This is a genomic window from Pseudomonas putida, from assembly GCA_029953615.1.
In the GTDB taxonomy this organism is placed as follows: Bacteria; Pseudomonadota; Gammaproteobacteria; order Pseudomonadales; family Pseudomonadaceae; genus Aquipseudomonas.
Window position 1 is genome coordinate 344,778 of record CP124529.1, and the last position, 24,179, is coordinate 368,956.

The 24,179-nt window shown below is 65.4% G+C and carries 20 protein-coding genes and 2 pseudogenes; 4 read left to right on the forward strand and 18 right to left on the reverse strand.

All coding sequences use genetic code 11. From position 1 onward, the window contains the following. Positions 1-37: 37 nt before the first annotated feature. Genes QIY50_01635 through QIY50_01650 form a run of 4 tightly spaced genes read right to left on the reverse strand, consistent with a single transcriptional unit; the run spans position 38 to position 2,880 of the window. Positions 38-772, reverse strand: a complete 735-nt coding sequence (locus QIY50_01635) for an amino acid ABC transporter ATP-binding protein (protein WGV21026.1) — start codon at positions 770-772, stop codon at positions 38-40. Further along, positions 759-1,406 (reverse strand): amino acid ABC transporter permease, encoded by a 648-nt coding sequence (locus tag QIY50_01640; GenBank protein WGV21027.1) that lies wholly within the window; start codon positions 1,404-1,406, stop codon positions 759-761. Before QIY50_01640 ends, QIY50_01635 begins: the two co-directional genes overlap by 14 nt. Next, the gene (locus QIY50_01645; protein ID WGV21028.1) at positions 1,407-2,072 is read right to left on the reverse strand and encodes an amino acid ABC transporter permease; all 666 of its coding nucleotides are present in this window, start codon (positions 2,070-2,072) and stop codon (positions 1,407-1,409) included. A gap of 22 nt (positions 2,073-2,094) precedes the next feature. Continuing rightward, a complete protein-coding gene (locus tag QIY50_01650; GenBank protein ID WGV21029.1) occupies positions 2,095-2,880 on the reverse strand; it encodes a transporter substrate-binding domain-containing protein in 786 nt (261 codons plus the stop codon). A 263-nt stretch (positions 2,881-3,143) separates the two neighbouring features. Between QIY50_01650 and QIY50_01655 the strand changes: the two genes are divergently transcribed. Next, positions 3,144-3,830 carry a FadR/GntR family transcriptional regulator gene (locus QIY50_01655; protein WGV21030.1) on the forward strand — a complete coding sequence of 229 codons (687 nt, stop codon included), beginning with the start codon at positions 3,144-3,146 and terminating at the stop codon, positions 3,828-3,830. Here the strand turns inward: QIY50_01655 and QIY50_01660 are convergent, their stop codons facing one another. Then, positions 3,831-5,213: an MFS transporter gene (locus QIY50_01660; GenBank protein WGV21031.1), complete on the reverse strand. Its 1,383-nt coding sequence runs from the start codon at positions 5,211-5,213 to the stop codon at positions 3,831-3,833. It lies immediately after the preceding gene. 136 nt (positions 5,214-5,349) lie between these two features. Continuing rightward, positions 5,350-6,297: pseudogene (locus QIY50_01665) on the reverse strand (acyl-CoA dehydrogenase family protein). Here QIY50_01665 and QIY50_01670 point away from each other — a divergent pair. Beyond that, positions 6,181-6,438, forward strand: coding sequence for a hypothetical protein (locus QIY50_01670; GenBank protein WGV21032.1), 258 nt, complete (start codon positions 6,181-6,183; stop codon positions 6,436-6,438). The pseudogene QIY50_01665 and the gene QIY50_01670 sit on opposite strands and share 117 nt — an antisense overlap. 225 nt (positions 6,439-6,663) lie before the next feature. On the opposite strand, the pseudogene QIY50_01675 reads toward QIY50_01670, so the two are convergent. From QIY50_01675 to QIY50_01730, 12 genes and pseudogenes are all read right to left on the reverse strand, one after another. Next, a pseudogene (locus QIY50_01675) lies at positions 6,664-8,377 on the reverse strand (ABC transporter ATP-binding protein). Then, positions 8,374-9,237, reverse strand: coding sequence for an ABC transporter permease (locus QIY50_01680; GenBank protein ID WGV21033.1), 864 nt, complete (start codon positions 9,235-9,237; stop codon positions 8,374-8,376). Before QIY50_01680 ends, QIY50_01675 begins: the two are co-directional and overlap by 4 nt. Next, positions 9,234-10,220 (reverse strand): ABC transporter permease, encoded by a 987-nt coding sequence (locus QIY50_01685; protein WGV21034.1) that lies wholly within the window; start codon positions 10,218-10,220, stop codon positions 9,234-9,236. Before QIY50_01685 ends, QIY50_01680 begins: the two co-directional genes overlap by 4 nt. Continuing rightward, positions 10,217-11,218 (reverse strand): ABC transporter substrate-binding protein, encoded by a 1,002-nt coding sequence (locus QIY50_01690; GenBank protein WGV21035.1) that lies wholly within the window; start codon positions 11,216-11,218, stop codon positions 10,217-10,219. The genes QIY50_01685 and QIY50_01690 overlap by 4 nt, the downstream gene beginning before the upstream one ends. Further along, on the reverse strand, positions 11,154-11,852 hold the full coding sequence (locus QIY50_01695; protein ID WGV21036.1) for an ABC transporter substrate-binding protein: 699 nt from the start codon (positions 11,850-11,852) through the stop codon (positions 11,154-11,156). Before QIY50_01695 ends, QIY50_01690 begins: the two co-directional genes overlap by 65 nt. A 253-nt stretch (positions 11,853-12,105) precedes the next feature. Then, positions 12,106-13,755 carry an ABC transporter ATP-binding protein gene (locus QIY50_01700; GenBank protein ID WGV21037.1) on the reverse strand — a complete coding sequence of 550 codons (1,650 nt, stop codon included), beginning with the start codon at positions 13,753-13,755 and terminating at the stop codon, positions 12,106-12,108. Beyond that, the gene (locus QIY50_01705; protein ID WGV21038.1) at positions 13,752-14,606 is read right to left on the reverse strand and encodes an ABC transporter permease; all 855 of its coding nucleotides are present in this window, start codon (positions 14,604-14,606) and stop codon (positions 13,752-13,754) included. Before QIY50_01705 ends, QIY50_01700 begins: the two co-directional genes overlap by 4 nt. A 163-nt stretch (positions 14,607-14,769) precedes the next feature. After that, a complete protein-coding gene (locus QIY50_01710) occupies positions 14,770-15,825 on the reverse strand; it encodes an NADP(H)-dependent aldo-keto reductase (protein ID WGV21039.1) in 1,056 nt (351 codons plus the stop codon). Between the two features lie 99 nt (positions 15,826-15,924). Continuing rightward, positions 15,925-17,247, reverse strand: a complete 1,323-nt coding sequence (locus QIY50_01715; protein WGV21040.1) for an LLM class flavin-dependent oxidoreductase — start codon at positions 17,245-17,247, stop codon at positions 15,925-15,927. A 14-nt stretch (positions 17,248-17,261) separates the two neighbouring features. Continuing rightward, positions 17,262-18,506 carry an acyl-CoA dehydrogenase family protein gene (locus tag QIY50_01720; GenBank protein WGV21041.1) on the reverse strand — a complete coding sequence of 415 codons (1,245 nt, stop codon included), beginning with the start codon at positions 18,504-18,506 and terminating at the stop codon, positions 17,262-17,264. Between the two features lie 21 nt (positions 18,507-18,527). Next, the gene (locus QIY50_01725) at positions 18,528-19,460 is read right to left on the reverse strand and encodes an ABC transporter permease (protein ID WGV21042.1); all 933 of its coding nucleotides are present in this window, start codon (positions 19,458-19,460) and stop codon (positions 18,528-18,530) included. Next, on the reverse strand, positions 19,457-21,040 hold the full coding sequence (locus QIY50_01730) for an ABC transporter substrate-binding protein (GenBank protein ID WGV23137.1): 1,584 nt from the start codon (positions 21,038-21,040) through the stop codon (positions 19,457-19,459). Before QIY50_01730 ends, QIY50_01725 begins: the two co-directional genes overlap by 4 nt. 515 nt (positions 21,041-21,555) lie before the next feature. On the opposite strand from QIY50_01730, the gene QIY50_01735 reads away from it, so the two are divergent. Both QIY50_01735 and QIY50_01740 read left to right on the forward strand, forming a co-directional pair. Further along, positions 21,556-23,667, forward strand: coding sequence for a TonB-dependent receptor (locus QIY50_01735; protein ID WGV21043.1), 2,112 nt, complete (start codon positions 21,556-21,558; stop codon positions 23,665-23,667). A gap of 200 nt (positions 23,668-23,867) precedes the next feature. Further along, on the forward strand, positions 23,868-24,179 hold the full coding sequence (locus tag QIY50_01740) for a hypothetical protein (protein WGV21044.1): 312 nt from the start codon (positions 23,868-23,870) through the stop codon (positions 24,177-24,179).

The following is a 24,179-nucleotide window of genomic DNA, read 5'->3' on the forward strand; positions in this document are numbered from 1 at the left end:
CGGACAACACATCACTGGTGAAGTGGAGCGCAAACCACTAGCTCCCTGCCACGCTCCCGATGAAGTTCGCCAGTTCTGCTGTTCGGGGTGCCGCGAAAACCTCGCGCGGATGCCCCGTCTCGTGGACCTTGCCCTGATGCATGAAGACCAGCTTGTCACCGACTTCCCGGGCAAAACGCATTTCGTGGGTGACCATGATCAGGGTCATGCCTTCACTGGCCAGCTGGCGCACCACACCGAGCACTTCATTGACCAGCTCGGGGTCGAGCGCTGAGGTGATCTCGTCGCACAGCAACACCTTGGGCGACATGGCAAGCGCCCGGGCAATCGCCACCCGCTGCTGCTGGCCGCCGGAAAGGCGGTCCGGGTAGGCGTCGAACTTGTCGCCCAGTCCAACCCTGGCGAGCATCTGTTCGGCCAACTGGCGGGCCTCGGCCTTGCCGGCCTTCTTCACCACCTGGGGCGCAAGCATGACGTTCTGGCCCACGGTCAGGTGAGGGAAGAGGTTGAACTGCTGGAACACCATGCCAACCTTCTGCCGCAGCGAGCGCAAGTCGGCGCGGCTGGCATCCAGGTATTCGCCATCCACCTCGATCACCCCGTCGCTGATCGACTCCAGGCCGTTGAGGGTTCGCAGGAAGGTACTCTTGCCGGAACCGCTACGGCCGATGATGGCGACCACCTCGCCCTCCTCGATCGCTAGGTCGACCCCCTTGAGCACATGGTTGTCGCCGTAGTACTTGTGCAATGCGGACACTCTAAGCAGGGGCATGCAGCTTCCTCTCCAGGTAACGGGCGCTCAGCGAGAGCGGGTAGCAAAGGACGAAGTAACCCACGGCCACCAGACCGTAGATCAGGAACGGTTCAAAAGTGGCGTTGGCCAACATGCCGCCAGTCTTGGTCAGCTCGGTGAAACCGATGATCGAGGTCACCGCCGTGCCCTTGACCACCTGCACCGAGAACCCGACTGTCGGTGCGACGGCAATGCGCAGGGCCTGGGGCAGGATCACATGGCGCAACTGCTCCAGACGGCTCATGGCCAGGCTGCCGGAGGCCTCCCACTGGCCATGTGGTATGGACTCGACGCAGCCCCGCCAGATCTCGGCGAGAAAGGCACTGGTGAACAGCGTCAAGGCGATGGCCGCCGCCATCCAGGCCGACACATCGATGCCGAACAGGGCGATGCCGAAAAACACCATGAACAGCTGCATCAGCAGCGGCGTCCCCTGGAACAGCTCGATGTAGCTCCTCGCCGCGCCACGCAGCAACCGGCTATCGGAGATGCGCGCCAACAGCAGCAACAGCCCGGCAATACCACCACAGACGAATGCCACCAGCGACAGCAGCAAGGTCCATTGCAAGCCTGCGAGCAGGTTGCGCACGATGTCCCACAAGGTGAAATCCATTCAGCGTCTCCCCATCAACGCGCGTCGACCGAACCATGCCAGCAGTTGGCGCACCAGGATGGCCATGACCAGATACAAGGCCGTGGTCAACAGGTATGTCTCGAAAGCCCGGAAGTTGCGCGACTGGATGAAGTTGGCAGCGAACGACAGTTCCTCTGTGGCGATCTGCGAGCACACCGCCGAGCCGAGCATGACGATCACGATCTGGCTCGACAGGGCCGGCCAGACCTTGGCAAGTGCAGGTTGCAGCACCACATGGCGAAAAGCCTCGAAACGGCTCATGGCCAATGCCGCCGCAGCCTCCAGTTGCCCTCTGGGGATGGCCTGGATACCCGCCCGAATGATCTCGGTGGAGTAGGCGCCAAGGTTGATCACCATCGCCAGGGCCGCCGCCTGCCATTCCGTCAACCGAACGCCAAGCGAGGGCAGGCCGAAGAAGATGAAGAACAACTGGACGATGAAGGGCGTGTTGCGGATCAGCTCCACGTATAGGCCGAACAGGGCATCGAACGGCCGTAGTCGCCAGGCGCGCACCATCGCGCCAAGCACACCGATGGCCAACCCCAGCAGGGTACCGATCAACGTCAGCTCAAGCGTGAACACAGCCCCTTCGAGCAGCAGGCCGCCCTGGGCCAGCACAGGGGAAAAGTCAAATTGGTAGGCCATGGGTCAGCGACTCCAGGGCTGTTCAAAGGTCGGCCGGCAATGGCTGCTTCAGCCATTTTTCGGCATTTCGGTTGAGGCTGCCGTCGGCCTTGGCCGCATCCAGGGTGGCGTTGACCTTCTCGAGCAAGGCCGGCTCCTGCTTGGCCAGGCCCACGTACACGGGCGAGTCCTTGAGCTTGACCTTCATCACCGGCACCTTGCTCGGGTTCTTCTCGGCAATCACAGCCATCACCACGCTGCCGCTGGCGATCAGCTCGACCTGGCCCGACAGGTAGGCGGCGATGGTCGAGTTGTTGTCCTCGAAGCGCTTGATGATCGCACCCTGTGGGGCAACCGCGGTCAACTCCATGTCCTCGATCGAGCCCCGCGTGACACTGATGGTCTTGCCGGCAACGGCACCGATATTGTCGATCGACGCCTCGGCCGGCCCGAACACTGCCAGGTAAAACGGTGCGTAGGGGCGGGAAAAATCAATCACCGCTTCTCGCTCCGGGTTCTTGCCCAGGCTGGAAATCACCAGGTCGACCTTGCCGGTCGTGAGGAACGGAATACGGTTGGTGCTGTTGACCGGGGTCAGCGCCAGCTTGACGCCGAGCCGGTCAGCCAGCAGTTGCGCGGTGTCGATGTCCAGGCCGCGGGGTTTGAGGTCCGGCCCTACCGAGCCGAAGGGCGGGAAGTCCTGGGGTACGGCGACCTTGAGCACGCCCCGGGCAGTGATGTCTGCCAGCGCATCGGCCTGGGCATGGGAAACGCTCATGACGCCGCCGCAAAGCAGGGTGGCCAGAAGCAGGGTGCGGATGTTTTTCATGGAAAATGCCTCGGGTGCATGCGAAGAAGTTTGCCTAGCCCGAAAAGCACAGGCCGTGCCAGTGTTGCCCGGCAGCCCCGCAATAGTCTTTCGCCCCTCGGCAGCACGCGGTCTTACTGGTCTGAACAGATAACACTTGGCATTTGCCATCGCCCCCCTTTCGTGCAGCCACCTGCCCGATTGCGTCAGCGTGGGGCGAGACTTGCCAGGCAACCGCAAAAGCCTTTAAAAAGCGCAGACCCCTTGCCAGCTGGTCTGAACAGATGCTCGACACACTCCCCCGTGCAGTTCCGGAAATCGCTTTGCAGGCTATCCGCAGGCTGATCCAGGACGGCGACTACCAGCCTGGTGATGCCCTGCCCTCCCAACGTGACCTGGCAGAGCAGTTGGGTGTAAGCCGCGCCTCCCTGCGCGAGGCGCTGTCCTCCTTGAGCGCCTTGGGGCTGGTGAGCGTACAGCCGGGCAAGGGAGTATTCGTCCAAGCGCCGCCACCCGCTACCGGTTTCTCCTGGCCCTATTCCGAACAGGTATCCGCCGTCGATACGTTCCAGTTGCGCTATGCACTCGAAGGGTTTGCCGCCGGCTTGGCGGCGCTGTACCTGACGGCAGCGGACATCGATGCGCTCGAAGCCAATGTCGAGTCGATGCGCCAGGAGCTGCGGGCTGGCCATTTCGAGGCCGCCGCGCGCCTGGACTTCGCCTTTCACCGTCGCCTGCTGGAAGCCAGTGGCAACCACGCCATGCTGCAGGTGATCACCACCAACCAGGACATTTTCCTGGAGAGCCAGAAGCTGCCGTTCATTCGCCCGGAACGCGCCATGGAGACCTGGCAGGAACACCGCAAGATCCTGCGCCAGCTTGCCCGTGGCAACCAGGCCGGGGCGCAGCGTGCGATGCAGGAGCATATCCGCAACGCGGCATCGCGCACGAACGTGGTGTTCGCGTGTTGACTAGTCCGCCAAACGCCGGAACACCAAGCCAGCGACCCCGCACATGACAGCGCACAGCACCATCACCGTGGCAATATCTGCCACCGAGGTTTCGCTACGCCCGTCCAACCCGGCCAGCATCTCCAGTAGCCCCCCTGCCAGGCTCACCGACATGGCCATGGTCAACTGCACGGACATCGCCGACAACGAACTGGCCGCGGCCGAACGCTCACCAGGCACGTCCTGATAACTGGCAGCCCCCAACGTCGAGAACTGCAGTGAACGCAGCAGGCCTGCGGCGAACAGCACCGCAGCCATCAGCCACACGGCAGTATCCCGATCGAAACTGGCGCACAGGGCAATCGCCGCACCACTGAGCACGGCATTGCAACTGAGCACCCGGCGATAGCCGTAGCGCCGAACCAATGGCACCGCCAATAGCTTCATCAGCAACGCGCCAACCCCACCGCTGACCACCAGCCATCCCGCCGCCAGCGGGCTCAGGCCCAGGCAGTTCTGCAGCAGCAGCACGATCAGGAACGGCTGGGCTGCCGAACCCAGGCGGAACAGCCCCCCACCGGCCTGGGCCACGCCAAAGCTGCGCAGGCGCAACAGCGACAGGTCCACCAACGGATTGGGGTGTCGTCGTGCGTGCAGCAGATACCCCAACGCACAGGCTATTCCACCGGCCACCAGCACCATGGCCCAGACCTGCGGCAACTGCCCCAGCCCCAGCGCTTCCAGGCCGAACACCAGCATGGCCAGGGCCCCGCCGCTGAGCAGCAAGCCACGCACGTCCAACGGTGGCACCGGCCGTGCCGGATAGTCCGGCACATGGCGCAGGACCAGCCAGCAACCGAGCAGGCAAATGGGCAAGTTGACCAGGAAGATCCAGTGCCAGGACAGCACCGTCACCAGCAAACCGCCGAGCAACGGCCCGACCAGCGGCCCCACCAGTGCCGGCAAGGCCAACCACGACATGGCTTGCAACAGCTGCTCGCGGCTCGACCACCGCAGGATGATCACCTGCCCCACGGGTGTCATCAATGCCCCCGCCGCCCCTTGCAACATGCGCCCCAGGCACAGTTGCCAGAGCGTATCGGCCAGGGCGCAGGCCAGTGAGGCACAGGTGAACAGGCCCATCGCCAACAACATCACCTGGCGCGGGCGAAAGCGCTCGGCGGCCCAGCCACTGACCGGCACGCACAGGGCCAGGGCAAGCATGTACAGCGACACCACCAGATTCATGCGCAGCCCCGGTTCGCCGAAATCCGCGGCCATCCGCGGCAGGGCGGTCATCACCGCTGTGCTGTCGAGCAGCTCCATGAACAACGCGGCGCCGATGATCACCGGCACCTTGGGGCTTTGCACATGGCCGGCCAGCAAGGCCGGCTGGGCGGTCAAAACTGAGCCCCGAGACAGGTGGGCGAGTGCCTTTGAGCTGCCAGGCACCGACCACCGCCGCCTTCCATTGGCGCGGGTTATGGTTGGCCACGGTGCGGGCATTGCGCCAATGGCGGTCGAGGTTGTGCTGGCGCCCGGTGGTGGAGGCACCGCCAACGTCGAACAGCGTTTGCGCAGCCTGAAGCGCCAGCTCGGCAACCAGGTACTGGGTTTGCGCCACCTCGATCGCGGCCTGCTCCACGGCGGTTTCATCCAGTTGCGCGGCCCAGGCCTTGTCGAGGGTTGCAGCGGCCTTCACGACCATGGCCTCGGCGCCATAGGCACGGGCAGCGATATCGCCTACCGACAGCTCAACATAGGGGTCATCCACCGAGCGGCTGGCCGTGCTGTGCTTGATCGGGCGGGCATGCTCACGGGTGAAGCGGGTAGCGTCGTCCAGCGCATTGCGGGCGATACCAGCCAGCACGGTGGCAAGGAACAGCTGCAGGAATGGCGTGACGATGGTGCGCTTGCCCTCCTCCACGGTGCGCGTGCGGATATCGCTGGCCTCGACGCGCACATTGCGCAAATGGGTGGTGCCGCTGGCAGTCAGGCGCTGGCCCATAGCGTCGAAGTCGTCGACCAGTTCCAGGCCCTCGCGGTCACGCGGCAGGATGAACGACACCGGCTGCTCGTCCTCGTCCAGGGCAACGGCGCTGACATAGTCGGCGAACAATGCGCCCGTGCTGTAGAACTTGCTGCCGTTGGCGCGGAAGTGTTCGCCCTCGCGCACCAGACGCGCCGCGATGGCGCCGTTGGCACCGCCCAGTTCCCAGCCCGCGTTGCCGATCACCGCCCCCTGCAGATAGCGCGCGAACCAACGCTCGCGCTCCTGCTCGGCGCCTTCGGCCTGTGAAGCCAGCAGGCCTTCGACAAAGGCAAAACCCGGGCGTAGGGCCTGGGCCACGTTGGAATCGACCGAGGCGACTTGCAGCAGCAGTTCGATCACATCGCTGACATTGCCGCCGGGGCCGCCGTACTGCTCGGGGATACGCACGGTGTAAAGCCCGGCTGCCGCAAGCTGGGCAATGGCCTCATGGGGCAGCTGGCGTTCGCGCTCGCGCTGCGCGGCACCTTCGCCGATGGCGGGCAACAAGGCCACGATGCGGGCCTTCAGCTCCGCAACGCTGGTGGCCGGAGCCAGGGTTGGGAAACGTTGAAATGTGGTCATGGTTCAGTCCTTTAAGTACATCTTTCGTTTAGGCGACCCGAGCCCTGTGGGAGCAGCTGTCTTGCCAATTTCTCAAGGCTGGCACGATCCCTGTGGGAGCCGCGCTTGCCGGCGATGGGCCGCAAAGCGGCCCCGGCGATTCATGCAACAGCCTTGAAATCGTGGGGCCGCTTCGCGGCCCATCGCCGGCAAGCGCGGCTCCCACAGGGTCGGCGCAGGGCCTGGTGTCTCAGTTCACCTTCAAATAGCGATCTTCCACAGGCGGGTTTCGTCGAACAGGTCGAAGGCTTCGTGTTCCAGGTCCAGCGGTGGCACCACCAGTTCGGCGCCGCTGCCGGGCAGGCGCGGCACCGCGCCGAGCAATCGCTGGGTGTATGCGTGGGCCGGGCTCTCGAACAACTGCTCGACCGGTGCCTGCTCCACCACCTGACCGTGGCGCATCACCAACACGTCATCGCTGACATGGCGGATCACCCCCAGATCGTGGGAAATGAACAGGTAGGCCAGGCCCAGTTCGTCCTGCAGGTCGGCCAGCAGGTCGAGCACCTGGGCCTGCACCGACACATCCAGGGCCGACACCGGCTCGTCGCAGATGATCACCCTGGGTTCGCTGGCGATCGCCCGGGCAATTGCCACCCGCTGGCGCTGGCCGCCCGACAGTTGCAACGGTCTGCGCTGGCCGAGTTCTGCCGGTAAACGCACCTGGTTGAGCAGCACAGCAATACGTGCCGGCCTGGCGGGCGCCTCGATACCGGCTACCTGCAAGGCGTCATCAAGAATCTGCGCCACGCTCCAACGCGGGTCGAACGAGCCCAGCGGGTCCTGGTAGATCACGCTGATCTCGCGACGCAGCGGCCTGCGCACTGCCTCGCTCACAGCATTGCCCGGGCGGTTCCAGGGTTGCCCGCGATAAAGCACTTCACCCTCATCAGGCTGCAGCAGGCCGAGGGCAATGCGCGCCACGGTGGTCTTGCCCGAGCCGGACTCACCGACAATGCCCAGGGTGCGCCCGGCACGCAGGCTGAAGTCGACCCCCTGCAACACCTGCCGCACCAGCCCGTCCGGGCCGAGGTAGCGCTTGCCCAGGCCACGGCCTTCGAGCAGCACGTCGCTGTGCGAGCGTGCCTGCGGTGCTCGGCGTACGCCAGCCCGCTCGGGTGACAGCCGGCTGCCGCGCGGGTGCTCGGCCGGTACTGCCGCCAGCAAGGCCTGGGTGTACGGGTGACGCGGCTGGCGCAGCACCTGCCGTATCGGCCCCTGCTCCAGCACTTCGCCATGACGCAGTACCACCACCTCATCGGCCAGTTGGGCGACCACTGCCAGGTCGTGGCTGATGATCAGCAGCGAGGCGCCGCGGGCCTTGATCTGCTGGAACACTTCGAGAATCTGTGCCTGTACGGTGGCGTCCAGCGCGGTGGTCGGCTCGTCGGCGATCACCAGCGCCGGGTCCAGGGCCAGGGCGCTGGCGATCAGTGCACGCTGGCGCAGGCCACCGGACAATTGCCCGGGACGCTGGCGAGCGCGCAGCTCGACATCCGGCACGCCTACCCGCTCGAGCAACGCATGCACACGCGCAGTACGGCTGTGGCGGTCACCGTATCGGTGGGTCTGCAGCACTTCGAGAATTTCCTTGCCTACCGGGCGCAACGGGTCCAGCGACACCAGCGCATCCTGCAGCACGAAGCCGATATCCTTGCCACGCACCGCGCGCCACTGACGCTCACTGAGGTCGAGCAGGTCGTGGCCGCCGAAACTCAAACGACGAGCACTCACCTGCCCGCGCTCTCCGGCCAGCCCCGACCAGGCAGCGGGCACTGACGCTCTTGCCCGAGCCGGACTCGCCGACCAAGGCCAGGCAACGGCCCGGCTGCAAGGTGAAAGACAGATCACGGACCACGCTGACGCCATCAAAGGCCACGTTCAGCCCTTCGACGATCAAGGTCTTGTCGCTCATGGCAGGCGCCCCTCCAGGCGTTGTTGGATATAGCGGCCCGTCACGGTGGTCGCCAGGGTGGTGAGGACGATGAACAGGCCAGGGAAGAAGGTGAGCCACCAGGCATTGGCGATGAAGTCGCGCCCCATGGACAACATGGTCCCCCACTCCGGCGCCGGCGGCCGCGCGCCCAGGCCGAGGAAGCTCAGCGCCGAAGCCCAGACGATGGCCTGGCCAACGCCCATGGTCAGTGTCACCACCAATGGCCGCATGGCGTTGGGCAGCAATTGGCGCAGCACGATGCGCGAAGTCGGGTGCCCCAGCGCCCGCGCCGCTTCGATGTAACCGGCGTTGCGTACCGCCAGCACCTGGCCACGGACCATGCGCGCATAGCCCGGCGCCCCACCCAGCCCGGTGGCGACGATCAAGGGGCCGACGCCGCTGCCGAACACCGCCACGAACAGCAACGCCAGCACCAGGCTGGGGAAGGCGAACAGCACCTCCAGCAACCAGCCCACCGCACGGTCCACGCGTGCGCCGCCAAGGCCACCGAGCAGACCGAGCGCGATGGCGATAACCATGGAAATGGCTGTAGCCGCGATACCGATCAACAGGCTCTGCCGGGCGCCGTGGACGACCCGCGCAAAGATGTCGCGGCCTGACTGGTCGGTGCCCAGCCAGTGCGCCCAGCTGGGCGGCTGGAAAGCTTCCCGCGGGACGATGGCCAAGGGATCGATGCGAGTGAACAGCCCCGGCATCAACGCGGCCAGAAGCAATGCGAACAGAAACAGGATCGCCAGGCTTGCGCCCAGTGGCGGCAGGGTCAGATGACGCTGCCGGCGCAACGATGCCAAGGCTTGATCATGGGTCAGGTCTGTCATGCTGCAGCCTCCTGCTGCCGAGGGTCGATCCACTGGTACAGCAGGTCGACCAGAATGTTCGCCAGTACATAGCCGGCCGCCACTACCAGGCTGATGCCTATCACCAGTGGCAGGTCCTGGGCCTGCACCGCCTGGTACAGCTGGCGGCCCACCCCCTTGCGGGAAAAGATCACCTCGCACACCACCGCGCCACTGATCAGCGCGCCGATAGCCCAGCCCGACAACGACACCCCTGGCAGCAAGGCATGGCGCAAGGCATGCCGAAAACGCACGGCCAGGTCACTCAGCCCCCGTGTGCGGGCAGTGAGCACGAAGGGTTGATCGAGGGTCAGTTCCAGCGACTCCCGGGTGACCTGGGCGATGAAGCCGGCCAACGGAATCGCCAGGGACAACGCCGGCAGTATCAGGCTGGCGAAGCTGTCGCTACCGGCCGGTGGGAACCAGCGCAGGCCGAAGGCGAACACCGCCAGCAACACCACGCCGAGCCAGAAGTGCGGCAGCGCCGCGCTGAGGGTTTCCGCCAGCGAGGCGATGCCGCCGACCAGCCTGCCGCGCCCGGCGGTGACCACGGTCAGCAGCAGCACCAGCAACCAGGCCAGCAGCAGGGCGGCAACGGTCAGTTGCAAGGTCGCCCCGCCCTGCTCCGCCAGCACACGAGTGACTGGCAGGTGCTGCGAGTAGGACACCCCCAAGTCACCTTGCAGCAAGCGCCCGAGGTAGAACACGTACTGCACGGCCAGTGGCTTGTCGAGGCCGTACTCCACGCGCGCGGCTTCAATCGCTTCCGGCGTCGGGTTGCCACTGGGGCCACCAAGAATCGCCAGCACCGGGTCACCCGGCATCAGCCGCAGTGCGAAGAAGGTCAGGGTCGCCACCGCCCACAGCACCAGCACGCCACCGGCCAGGCGGATGGCGGCGCGCCGGCCCAGGGCAGCCAGGCGCTCACGACGCAAGTCGGTCACCGTGCGTGTCGTCGTAGTCATTTGTTCACCCATGCGTCATAGAGGTAGGTCACAGCCAGCGAAGGCTCCAGGCGCACGCCATGGGCGGTCTTGTAGATGCCCAGGCGCGTGCTTTGCGGATAGGTGGTGAGTTGCAGGTACTGCGCGGCGGCCTGTTGCTGTGCCTGGAAGTAGCGCTGGCGGCGCAGGCCCGCGTCCTGGGTGGCCAGGGCGCTGTCAAGCAGCGCGTCGTAGCCCGGGTCGGCGTAGCCGGAGGAGTTCTGGTGATAACCGCCAACCCCAGCCGGCTGCACGAACGCGGTGGTGAAGATGATGCGCAGCACATCGGGGGTGTTGGTGTTCCAGTAGCCGATACGGATGTCATAGTCCCAGGCGGCCTGGCGGGCGGTGACCTGGGCATCGCTCATCTGGTCCAGCACCAGCTCCAGGCCCGCCTGCCGGGTTGTGGCCTGTACCTGTTCCCACAGGGTCAGTTCCGACGGCGGCGTGCGCGCACCGATCAGCACGACGGCGCGCAGCCGCTGGCCGTTCCTGGTGCGGTAGCCTTCGCTGTCACGGCCGGTCCAGCCGGCCTCGTCGAGCAGCCTGGCGGCGCGGGCCGGGTCGTAGTCCTGGCTACGCTCGAAGGCACCGCTGTAGAACGGTGTGGCCAGGCTCAGCGGCCCACCGGCGCGGGGGAACTCGCCGAAGTACACGCTCTTCAGCGCCCCCTCGACATCGGCGCTGCGAACGAAAGCCTCGCGTACGCGGATGTCGTCGAACGGTGCACGGCGCAGGTTGAAGGTGCCATTGGTGGGGTTGCCCGGGCGCTGGGCGATGATCAGTTTCACGTCCGGATTGCGCCGTGCTGCTTCGTGCGACTCTGGTGGCAATGCTTCGATCACATCAACCTCACCGGCCTGCAGCGAGGCGAAGCGCACCGACGGTTCCTGTATGAACTTCCACACGATGCGCTCAAGGTACGCAGGGCCCTGGTGTCGTGCGGTCGGTGGCGCCCAGTTGTAGGCCGGGTTGCGCACCCAGCTCCACCTGGTTCTGCCGGTCCCAGCGCACCACCTTGAACGGCCCGCTGCCAACCGGGCTTTCGCAGTTCTGGTCACGGCTGCGTTGCAACGCCGTGGGCGACTGGATGCCGAGAAAACCCTGGGCCAGCACTTCAAGGAACGCCGCATAGGGTGTCGCCAGGGTGACTTCGGCAGTGTAGGTGTCGAGCACCTTCGTGCCGCGGTACTGGCGGATGTAGCCACCGGCGGTACTGGATTGGGTCTTGGGGTTGGCCATGTGGTCGAGGTTGGCCTTGACCGCTTCGGCATTGAACGGCGTACCGTCGGTGAACTGCACGTCGCGGCGCAGGTGGAAGGTGTAGCGCAGGCCGTCTGGCGAAACCTCCCAGCTTGTCGCCAGCCAAGGCCCTATCCGGCCGTTGCTGTCCATCGACACCAGCGAATCGAGGTACTGCTGGGCGAGGAATACCTGCGGCATGTCGCCGGCCACATGCGGGTCCAGGCAGGTGGGCTCGCGGTCGGTGGCGTAGACCAGGGTGCCGCCCTGCTGCGGCTGGGTGCTTTGCGCCGTGTGCTGCTCGTTCGGCTTGCAGCCGAGCAAGGCCAGTACGGTGCAGAGCGGGATAAGTGGGAAGGTGGGTGTGTTCAAGAGCGCTCCTGCGGTGACTGGGCTTCAATAGGCCTGTTGCAGGAGTTGTGCCGGGCTCAAGGGCTTGATTTTCTGGGGTTTGCCGAGGGTGAGGTGCTGTTGCGGGGGCAAAGTGTGCGGGGGGTGTTGGTGGGGCGACAGTGAACTGTGTTTTGTTTGTGATCATCCATGCCTCCCCCACTGTCAGCCCCGACTTCCAGGCATGCACAGGATCTGTAGGAGCAGCCTTGCCCGCGTCAGGGCTGGCACGGGTTTACACGGCAATCCGCGCAAACCAGCTTGACCGCGCCGCCGGAAGATGAGGCACGGCGTCGAGCAAAGCGCGGGTATAGGCATGACGCGGCTGACCGAGCACCTGGACTGCCGCCCCTTGTTCCACCACCCTTCCTCCCTGCATCACCAACACCTGGTCGCTGACCTGCTCCACCACCCCAAGGTCGTGGGAGATGAACAGGCAGGCCAGGTTCAACTCCGCCTTGAGCTCGGCCAGCAATGCCAGGATGCGCGCCTGCACCGACACATCCAGTGCCGATACCGGTTCGTCCAGCACCAGTGCCCTGGGCTTCATGGCCAGCGCCCGGGCAATCGCGATGCGCTGCCGCTGTCCGCCCGACAACTCCAGCGGACGGCGCTCGAGCAACCCCGCCGGTAACTGCACCCGTTCCAGCAACGCCGCCGCCTCGGTGCGCTGCAACACACGCGGTACACCCGCATGCGCCAGCGCTTCGGCCAATACCCGTAGCACGGTGTAGCGTGGATCGAACGAGGCCAGCGGGTCCTGGAACACCACCTGGATCCCCTGCCGCGCCTGGCGCTGCTGCGCGGCAGACAACGCAAGCCAATCCTGCCCGGCCAGGTGCAGGCTGCCTTGCTCCGGCCGTTCCAGTCCCAGCAGGATGCGCCCCAGCGTGCTCTTGCCGGAACCGGACTCGCCCACCACGCCAAGGGTTTGCCCGGCGCGCAACTGCAGCGACACATCGTCCAGCACCTGACGCATTCGCCCGTCCGGCCCTACAAAGGCCTTGCTCAGGCCGCGCGCCTCCAGCACCACGGGTTGCTTGTCCACGGTGTCCTCCACCAGCGCCAGGGCAGGCGCCGCCGGCCGTTTGAAATGTACCGCCCGCGCCGCGCTCAACAGGCGTTGGGTATAGGGGTCCTGCGGGTCCTGCAGGACCTGTTCGACACTGCCCTGTTCCACCACCACCCCATGGCGCATCACTGCCACCCGGTCGGCCAGGCGTGCGACCACGGCTAGGTCATGGCTGACCATCAACAGGCTGTTGTCGCGCTCGCGCAGTTGCTCCAGCAGGTCGAGAATCTGCGCCTGCACCGTGGCGTCCAGCGCGGTGGTGGGCTCGTCGGCGATCAACAGGCGCGGCTGACAGGCGATGGCCGAAGCAATCAGGGCGCGTTGCCTGAGGCCTCCGGAGAGCTGCCACGGGTATTGCCGGGCACGCACTTCGGGTTCAGGCACTCCGACCTGGCGCAACAACTCGAGCACCCGCAGACGGCGCTGCTCCGCAGCCAGATCGGTGTGCAGCAACAATGGCTCCTCGACCTCTGCCCCCACGCGGCGCAGCGGGTCGAGCGAGCCCAACGCATCCTGCATGACAAAGCCGATGTGCTCGCCGCGCAAGCGCTGCCACGCGCGCTCATCGAACTGCCGAAGGTCCTGCCCGGCAAAGGCCAGGCGCTGCGCCTGCACATGGGCACCGGCGCCGGTCAGGCCGACCAGGGTACGCGCCGTGACGCTCTTGCCCGAGCCCGATTCGCCCACCAATGCCAGGCACTGCCCGGCATGCAATTGCAGGTCGACGCCGTGCACCACTGGCACACCCTTGAAGCTCACGTGCAGGCCGCGGATGTCCACCAGCGGTGCCTGGTTCCTCTCGAAGATGCTCATGCGTGTCTGCCCTCGCTACGGCGCAGCCAGTCTCGGCCAATGACAGTGATGGAAATGACAGTCAGGGTGATCGCCAGCGCTGGCCAGGCCATCAGCCAGGGTGCGTTGGCCATGAAGTTGCGCGCCACTGCCATCATCGCGCCCCACTCCGGCGCGGGCGGTGGTGCGCCGAAGCCGAGGAAGCTCAGCGCAGCGGCGGCGGTGATGGCGCCACCCAGGCCGATGCAGGCCAGGATCAGCACGGGTTGCACGGCATTGGGCAGTACATGCCAGAACACCACGGCCAAGGGCCTGCGGCCCAGCGTGACTGCCGCTTCGACGAAGCTGGCACGCCGGATGGTCAGGGTCTGGGCGCGTACCAGGCGGGCATAGCGCGGCACCGAGGCAATGCCGACGGCGAGGATCAGGTTGCTGGTGCCCTGGCCGAACAGGGTGATGATGACCAACGCCAGCAACAGGTCCGGGAAGGCCAGCAACACATCGACGGCGCGCATCAGCAGGTTGTCCAGCCAGGCTGGAGAAAGGCCGGCGAGCAAGCCGAGCAGCGTGCCCAGGCCAAGCCCGACCAGGGTGGCAGCCAGGCCGATGTAGAGCGATGGGCGGGCGCCATGGATCAGCCGGCTGAGCACATCGCGGCCGTTCTCGTCACTGCCCAGCCAGAAGGCGGGGCCTGGCGGGTAGTAAGCCAGGCGGGCGTCGGCAGCCAACGGGTCGGTTGGCGAGAGGCAGTCGGGGAAGGTTACTGCCAGCAGGAGCAAACCGAGCATTGCCCAGGCGAAGAACAGGCCGGGGCGTACTTGCCACTGCGGTCTGCTGATCCAGCTGGGGGGTGCCAACGATATCGTGTTCATAGCGATCCTTCTTGTGTCGCCTGGATTGGGGCTGCTGCGCAGCCCATCGCCGGCAAGCCGGGCTCCCACAGCGACCGCGCAACGCTTGAAGTCTGCGCCGTACCTGTGGGAGCCCCGGCTTGCCGGCGATGGGCCGCAAGGACAGTGATCCTGTGGAAACAGGCTACGGGGCCGGGTTGGGAATACGCCGGTGCACGGCCTGGAGCTCGGCCAGCACTTCATCGCTCAATTGCACATCCAGTGCGCTCAGGTTCTCCTGCAGTTGCAGCAAGGTGGTCTGCCCGGTGATCGCACTGGCCACGAACGGCTGGCGTATGACGAACGCCAGGGCCAGTTGCGCCGGTGTCAGCCCATGCTCCCGTGCAATCTGCACATAGCTGGCAATCGCGCTGTTGGCCTCTTCGCTGCCATAGCGATTGAACGTGCGATACACCGACGACAACCGCGAACCCTCCGGCCTTGCCCCGTTCAGGTACTTGCCGGTCAACGCCCCGAACGCCAGCGGCGAATAGGCCAACAGGCTGATCCCTTCGCGATGGCTGAACTCCGAAAGGCCGTTCTCGTACAAGCGATTGAGCAGGCTGTACGGGTTCTGGATGCTGGCAATCCGCGTCAGGCCCTTGTCCTCGCTGTGCCGCAGAAACTGCGCCACACCCCACGGTGTTTCGTTGGACACACCGATATGGCGCACCTTGCCGGCCTTGACCTGCTCGTCCAGCACCGCAAGGGTTTCTTCGATGGCTGCCGTTTGCGGATGGTCGTCGACGTAGGGGTATTCACGGATACCGAAGAAGTTGCTGGTGCGATCGGGCCAGTGCAGTTGGTAGAGGTCCAGGTAATCGGTCTGCAGGCGGCGCAGGCTACCCTCCAGGGCCGCGACGATGTTCTTGCGGTCGTGGTGCGACAGGCCATCGCGGATGTGCGCCTGGCCACCGGGGTCGCGGGCCGGGCCGGCGATCTTGCTGGCCAGCAGGACTTTGTCGCGGCTGCCACGGGCGGCGAGCCAGGTGCCGATATAGCGCTCGGTGGTGGTCCAGGTTTCAGCGCGGGTGGGCGTGGGGTACATCTCGGCGGTGTCGATGAAGTTGATGCCGGCGGCGATGGCGGCGTCCAGTTGCTGGTGGGCATCCTGTTCGCTGTTCTGGTGGCCCCAGGTCATGGTGCCGAGGCTGAGCAGGCTGACCTGGAGGTTGGTGTGGCCGAGTGGGCGGTAGCGCATGGGTGCATCCTTGTGAAGTGTGTCGGGTTTCAAATCCTGGGGCTGCCTTGCAGCCCATCGCCGGCAAGCCAGCTCCCACAGGTGGGGCGCAGAGCGCCCCTAGGCAGCGAACTGGTTGTGTGCCCTGGGCAGCCCCAGGTGCTCGCGCAAGGTGGTGCCGGTGTATTCGGTGCGGAACAACCCACGCTTCTGCAGCAGCGGTACCACCTCTTCGACAAACACCCGCGCACCCGACGGGAACATGTCGGGCATGATGTTGAAACCATCTCCCGCCCCCGCCAGAAACCACTCGGCCAGGGTATCGGCGACCTGCTCTGGCGTGCCGACGGCCAACCGGTGCCCGACCAGAATCCGCCGCGACAGCTGGCGAATGGTCAGGTTCTCGCTGCGCGCCAGGTTCAACTGCGCCTCCAGAAAACCCTGCGACCCCCGCTCGAAGTCCGCCACCGCGCCAATCCGCGCCCAGGGCAATGGCGCATCCGGGTCCAGTTCACTGGCATCGATGCCGATACGCCCCGCCACTTGCTGCAACAGGCCGTGCTCGCCATGCCAGGCATTGAGCTCGTCGAAGCGTGCATGGGCCTCGGCCTCGGTGCTGCCGATCACGGTAGACAGGCCGGGCATGATCTTCAGGTGCTGCGGGTCGCGGCCCCAGGCTTTGGCCCGTGCCTTCATCTCCCGATAGAACGCCTGCCCGTCGGCCAGGGTGGTCTGGGTGGTGAAGATCGCATCGGCATAGCGTGAACCAAGTGCCTTGCCACCTTCGGAAGAACCGGCCTGCACCAGGACCGGCCTGCCCTGCGGCGAGCGTGGCAGGTTCAGCGGCCCCTTTACCTGAAAGTGCTTGCCCTTGAAATCCACAGTGTGGACCTTGCTCGGGTCGGCAAAACGGCCAGCGCCGCGATCACCGATGATCGCGTCGTCCTCCCAGCTGTCCCAGAGCTTCAAGGTCACCTCGACGAACTCCTCGGCCCGCCCATAGCGGTCCACATGCAACGGCGCGCCAGCCAGGCCGAAGTTCTGTGCCGCCGCATCACCGGCATTGGTGACCACATTCCAGGCAGCACGGCCGCCGCTGATATGGTCCAGCGAGGCAATTCGCCGGGCCAGGTTGAACGGTTCGTTGTAAGTGCTGGAGCAGGTCGCGATCACGCCGATGCGCTCGGTGGCAGCCGCCACTGCGGTTAGCAGCACGGTCGGTTCCAGCCGCCCGCCTGGCTGGGCAGACACATCCGGCGGCAACGCCGGGCCATCGGCAAGGAAGATCGCATCCAGGCAACCGCGCTCGGAAATACGCGCAATATCGCGGTAATAGTTGACGTCGATATAGGCGTCGATTGCCGCCTCACCCTGGCGCCAGGCGCCGGAATGCGAGCCGAAGCCGAGGATGTTCATGCCCAGGCTCATCTGTTTGGTAGTCATGCCGATTCTCCTGATCAGACTGCGCTGGCTTCGTCGCCGCTGCCCTGCCCTTCGCTGGCGCCGGCATGAAGGGCACGCCAGGCCTGGGCCGGGCTGATGCCATTGAGGTAGTAGTTGCCCAACGCCTGCTCGCGGTAGATCGCCGGGTTGTGCGAAGCCAGGGTGCGGGCATTGCGCCAGTGGCGATCGAGGCGCCGGGCATTGCTGGTGGCCGATGCGCCGCCGACTTCGAACAGCAAGGAGCTTGCCTCCAGCACCTGCGGCAGGACGATCTGCTGCGCCTGGAACGTATGGATCTCGGCATCGGTATACAGCTGCTCGGCCACCTCGCCCTGCTGCCCGGCTTCGAACACCGTCTGCAGGCTATGGCCCACGGCGGTAACTTGCGCCTCGGCGGCGAAGGCCAGGCTCGCCAGGCGTCCGATCACCGCCTGCACCCGCGGGTCTGCGGCCGGCTGCGACTGCCCCGGCACACCGAAGGCGCGGGTGCGGCCCTGGACGAACGCCACCGCATCGGCCAGCACTGCACGCCCGATACCCGCCAGGGTGGCCAGGTGCACCGCCTGGTAGAACGCGGTGAGGTACGACTCGGCGCGCAGCTCGCCCTTGGCGAAACGGCGCAGCACATGCTGCGGCTGCACGCTGACCCGGGTGAAACGGGTGGTGCCGCTGCCGGTCAGGCGCTGGCCAAAGCCGTCCCAGTCGTCGACCCGCTCCACCCCTGGCGCACGAGTCGGCACCACCAGGCTGACAAAGTCGTCGCCGTGGTTGGCCACTGCCGCCACCCAATCGGCGTACAACGTGCCCGTGCAGTAGTACTTTTCACCGTCCAGGCGGTAACCACCCTCGTCTTCGCTCAACTGCACGGTATTGCCGGTACTGTCGGTACGCTCGGCCATGGCCGCACCCCACAGTTCACCGGCGACCACGCGGGCGAACCAGTAGTCCTGGGAGGCGGCGTCGCCGGACGACAGCCGCCCTTCGACGAAGCCGAAGTGGGCACGGAAGATCTGCGGCAGGTTGGAGTCGGCCTGCCCCAGGCGCACCAACTGGCGCAGCAGCTGCGGCAAGGTTGCGCCTGAGCCACCGTGGCTGCGCGGCACGCGCAGAGCACCGAAACGGGCTTCGCGCAACCAGGCCACCGGCTCATGGGCCAGGGTGCGCTGCTGCTCGCGGGCCACCGCGCCTTCGGCAATACGCGCGAAGATCGGCGCGAAACGCGCATCCAGTTCGGCATCGGTTATCGTGGTTTGGCTCATGATGTGTCCTTTTTCGTAAATTCAGGGTTGTGCGCTGCGCGGGTCGATGGCCTGGGTCGCGAGGTCCACCAGCAGGTTGACCAGCACGTAGATCGCGGCCGCCAGCAGGGTGACGCCGAGTACCACTGGCACGTCCTTGCTGGCGGTAGCGTCGAGCATCAAACGGCCAATGCCCTGGCGGCCGAACAGCAGCTCCAGCACCACGGCACCGCCGAGCAGGCTGGCGAACACGTAGCCGGCCAGGGTTACCAGCGGCACCAGGGCATGACGCAGGGCATGGCGCAGACGCACAGCGAAGTCGCTCATGCCACGGGCACGGGCCTGGGTGATGAAGGGTTGTTCCAGCACCTGCTCCAGCGCCTGGCGCAACACCTGGGCCAGTACCGCGGCGATCGGCAGCGCCAGGGCCAGACTTGGCAGTACCAGCGAACGCCAACCGCTTGACCCGGACGGCGGCAACCAATGGAAGTGGAAGGCGAAGGCCAGCAATAGCAGCGTACCGATCACGAAATTGGGCGCCGATGACAGCAACAGCTCGATGCCCGACACCACCGCCCGCAAACGCCGCCCACGGTTGGCGGTGAGCAGCGCCGAGGCTACCGCCAGCAGCACTGCCAGTACCGCCGCGCTGCTGGCCAGCGCCAGGGTCGCGGCGGCCTGCTCGCCAATCGCCTGGCCGACCGGTATGCGCAACCGGTACGACTCGCCCAGGTCGCCCTTGGCCAGGCGCACCAGGTAGTGGCCGTACTGCACCCACAGCGGTTGATCGAGGCCGTACTCGGCGCGCACCTGGGCCAGCAGCGCTTCGCTCGGCATGGCATCCGGGCCGCCGAGGATCGCCAGGGCGGTATCACCGCCGCTGTGCTGCATGCCGAAGAAGGTCAGGCTGGCCGCCGCCCATAGCACGATCACACCGTCACGCAGGCGGCGCAGCAAGATGATCAACAGTGTCATGGTTGCTCCTTGGCCAGCCACACGCTGGTGAACAGGGGAACGTTGTGCGAGCCATCGAACAGCACACCGCCGACCGCGTTGCGGTAGGCCAGCAGCATCTGGCTTTCCACCGAGGGCACGGCTGGCACGGTCTCGCCCAGGCGCTGCTGGGCCTGGCGGTACAGCTCGCGGCGTTGGGTCGGGTCGGTGCTGCGTCGGGCGGCGCCGAGCAACCGGTCGAGGGTGGCGTCACGGAAGTGGCCGACGTTCTGACCGATCATGCGTGCGCTGGGGATGGACTGGCTGTGGTAGAGGATGTACAAGCCATCGGCCGTGTTGGTGTGCCAGTAGCCGCCGCCGATGGCGTCGAAGTTGCCGCGGTAGCGCAGCTCCATGACCTTGCTGAGCGGCAGCAGCTCGATGCGCAGGTCGAAGCCGACCTTGCGCAGGTCCGCCTGGGCTGCCACCGAGACATTGGCCGGGAACGCCGGGTTGTCATAGGTCAACAAGACCGCCCCGAGGCGCTGGCCAGCACGGGTGCGATAGCCTTCGGCATCACGCCCGGTCCAGCCGGCAGCGTCGAGCAGGCGCCCGGCTTCGGCCGGGTCGAAGGCCAGGGTGTCGCGAGCCACCGGGTCATAGCCGGGCGTATTCACGGCAAGGAAGTCGCCCTTGGCCAGGTATTCGCCGAAGCCGGAAATCCACGCCAGGCCATCACGGTCGATAGCCTTGGCCACGGCCTGGCGCACCCGCACGTCATCGAACGGCGCACGCTCGACATTGAAGGTGATGCTGCGCGACGGGTTGCCCTTGCGAATGCGGTTGCGCAGGGTCAGCTGTGGGTTGGCACGGATCGCCGCGGCATTCTGCGCGGGGGCGTCCAGGGCCATGTCGTTGTCGGCGGCTTCCAGCGAGGTGTAACGGATCATCGCTTCGGGCACGTAGCTCAGCTCGATGCCGTCCAGATACGCCTCGCCCTGGTGGTTGATCGCCGGCGGCGCCCAGTTGTACCCCGGGCGGCGGACAAAGCTGGCACGCTGGTCGCGCACCCAGCCGGTCAATACGAAAGGCCCGGTGCCGATGGGCTGACTGGCGATGGTCTTCGGCGCCTGGAGGATCTGCCGCGGCGATATCATCCCCAGCCAGGCCTGCGACAGCACATCCAGAAACGGCGCAAAGGGTGCACGCAGGGTCGCTTCGAACGTGTACTCGTCCACGACCCGCCCTTGCAGGTACGGCGCAATATAGGCGGCAGCCAGCGGCGACTTGGTCACGGGGTCGCGCATGTGTTCGAGGTTGACCCGAACGGCCTCGGCGTTGAAGCGCTCGCCATCGCTGAACGTGACGTCGTCACGCAGGTGGAAGGTGTAAGTCAGGCCGTCGGCGCTGATGTCCCAGCTTTTCGCCAGCCACGGCGTGAGGGTGCCGTCTTCGGCCTGGTACACCAGGCAGTCGAACAGGATGCGGCCCATCCACTGCATGTTGCCATTGGACAGTGCATGGATATCGAAACTGCCAGCGTCGCTCGCCGCTGACACACGCAGGGTGCCGCCGCGCTTGCCGGGCTGCTGCTCGATGAAGTCGCTGGCCGGGTAGCGCATCACGCCATTCACTTCGCTGAGCGCTTCGCCCTTGAGCGGCACCTGGCCCTGCGGTGGCGTGGCGGGTGAGCAGGCGGCAACCAACAGCGCACTGGCTAGCAGGCATGTATTGAACAATCGGGAATTCAGCTGCACAACGGGCCTTTTATATAGACGGCTACATAAAGGGCTATTGCAGTTGTCGTGCCAGCGCTAAAACGGCGCATTCATTGAGGTTAGTTTAAGCCGCCTGGCTCGTTAACCATACAAACTGTTCCATCCCTGTTGCCCTGACAACATTCCGTAGGGTGCCCCCTCTCCTTTGGATATTTGGATATAACCGGCACTGTTCCACAAACAACAGGGGCGCAACAAAGTTTGCTGTTTTATTCAGCACTTCACAGCAAAACTTTGGCCACCCCCGCAACTTCCGGCCTTTCGCCAGCTGGCACAAAAACTGCTCTTACACATTTCGACAGGCCTGACTATTCCCATAGAACGCCGAGGACCTACGATGACTTGCAAGGAATTGAACGATGCGTGCGATTCAAACCCATCCACTGCGCCTGGCCATCCGCCACGCCGCCCTGGCCACCGCGGCCACGGCCCTGCTGGCCCCGGTCACGGTACTGGCCGCTGAGCAAACCCTGGGCACGGTGACCGTGCAGGCAGCCAAGCAATCCGAAGTGCAACAGGCCGCCAGCGCCCTGGCCGAGGTGCCCGGTGGCACCAGCGTGGTCGACAGCGAAGAAGTCGCCAAAGGCCGCACTGCCACGCTGCAGGACACCCTCGGCTACCAGCCCGGGGTATTCGTGCAGTCCACCGGCGGCAACGACGCTGCGAAGATCTCGATCCGCGGCTCCGGTGCCAATACCTCGCCCGGCTACTTCCGTGAGGGCATCAAGTTCCTGTTCGACGGCCTGCCGCTGACCGGCCCTGGCGGTACACCTTACGAATTCCTCAATGCCAGCGGCGTCAACTACACCGAGATCCTGCGCGGTGCCAACGCCTTCCAGTATGGCGCGCTGACCCTCGGCGGCGCGGTCAACTTCGTCAACCACAGCGGCTACAGCGCCCCTGGCCTGCGCGTGCGCGCCGAAGCCGGCAGCTACCACTACCAGAAGCAGAGCATCAGCTACGGTGGGGTCGAAGGCGACCTGGACTACTACCTGCAAGCCGACAACTACCGCAACGAGGGTTATCGCGACTACAGCCTGTCGAAAAGCTCGGGCATCGTTGCCAATGCCGGCTACCGCTTCAGCCCCAAGCTGGAAACCCGCCTGCTGCTGCGCTACCGCGACGAAACCCACAACGACCCCAGCGCTACCACCCTCAACGCCGCACTGCACCACCCGCGCCGTGCCAGCGCCACCGCCGAGAGCAGCGGTGCCGGTGCGCGCCGCCCGGGCAGCATCTGGGTAGGCAGCAAGACCACCTATACCTTTGACGACGATGCACGGCTGACCTTCGGCCTGTCGTACCACGACTATCGCCATACCAACAGCCCGCGCAGCCCGAGCAACCCCAGTTACTGGGACTGGCACGACCTCGGCCTGTTGCTGGGCTACGACCGGGTCGACTATCTGTTCGGCCACGAAAGCCGCAGCAACATCGCCGTCACGTCCATCCAGCACCTGCGTGGCGGAGTGAATTCGGCCAACGACAACAAGGTGTCGCTCAAGCAGGTCAACTACAAGGATTCGTTCGACCGGGTGATTGCCCTGGGCAACGATATCAACCTGGTCGACAACCTCTGGCTCACCAGCGGCGTGTCGTTCATCAACGTGCGGCGCAACATCAATATCGACCACGCGGTGAACCCAAACACCACCACCTTCCCGCAGCACGTGGACTACGACAACTGGAGCACCGCCCCGCGCATCGGCCTGCGCTATGAGTTCAGCCCGAACCTGCAGGTATTCACCAACTTCAGCCGCAGCATCGACCCGCCGGCTTCGTGGGAATATTCAGGCTCCGGCCCGACCCTGCCTTACATCCGCCCGTTGGTGGAGCAGAAGGCCAACACCTTCGAGGTCGGTATCAAGGGCTCGCACGGCATCTTCGATGGCAGCCTGGCCCTGTACCGCTCGTGGATCCACGACGAGCTGCTGAACGTGCAGATCATCCCCGCCACGTCATCGTCGGCAGCGGTCACTGGCGCCTTCAACGCCTCACCGACCATCCATCAGGGGGTCGAAGCCGGCCTGAACACCCGCCTTTGGGAAAACCCTCAGGGCGACCTGGTACGCTGGCGCCAGGTGTACACCTACAACGACTTCTACTACCGGCATGACGACACCTTCGGCGACAACCAGTTGCCGGGCGTGCCCAAGCACATCTATCAGGGTGAGCTGCAGTATCAGGACCACAGCGGCTGGTACACCGGCATCAACGTACAGTCAGCCTCGCGTACGGCCGTGGACTATGCCAATACCCTGTATGCACCGTCGTACACCATCTGGGGAGCGAACCTGGGATACGAGGCACCGAAGGGCAACTGGAAAGTGTCGCTGGACCTGAAGAACCTGGCGAACAAGGCCTACGTGACAGCGGTGACGCCGGTGTACAACGCGCGCGGGCAGGATACCGCGTCGTTCTGGCCGGGGGACGGGATTGGCGCGTACGTGGGGGTCGAGTTCAGGTACTGAGCAGGCGGCCACACGTTTGACAGGACGTCCGTTGCCCATTCGAAACCGAACGCCGCCTCACGGCGCTCGGTTTCGGGGAGCGCTGTTCGCGCCGAAGGGCTTCACAGGGTAAATGGAAAGGTTTCAGCATTGACCTGAATCAATCAAACGCCATGGGCGGTGTTGTAAACAGCACACCGAACATTGGGGAATGAAGATTGATGAGCGAGTCCAACCCGGCAACCAGAATTATCTGCAACAATCTTGAACTGGCCGATCAATTGCGCCAGTTGTTGGCGCCTGTCGCACCCGATTGCGAGGTGCTGAGTACGCCTGCCAATTGCAGCGTCGCACCGCTTTGCCGCTGGCTCGGTGAAGCCCGGTTGGGCCCGGCTGGGCAGGTACAAGCTGCCTTGCTGGATGCCACCGAGGTTCTCGAACAGACCCGACACGCGTTCAAATCCCGCGAACTGGGTTTGCTGCGGCGACGCTTGGTTGCATTGCTGGATAAATTGTCGGAAGATCCCCAGTGA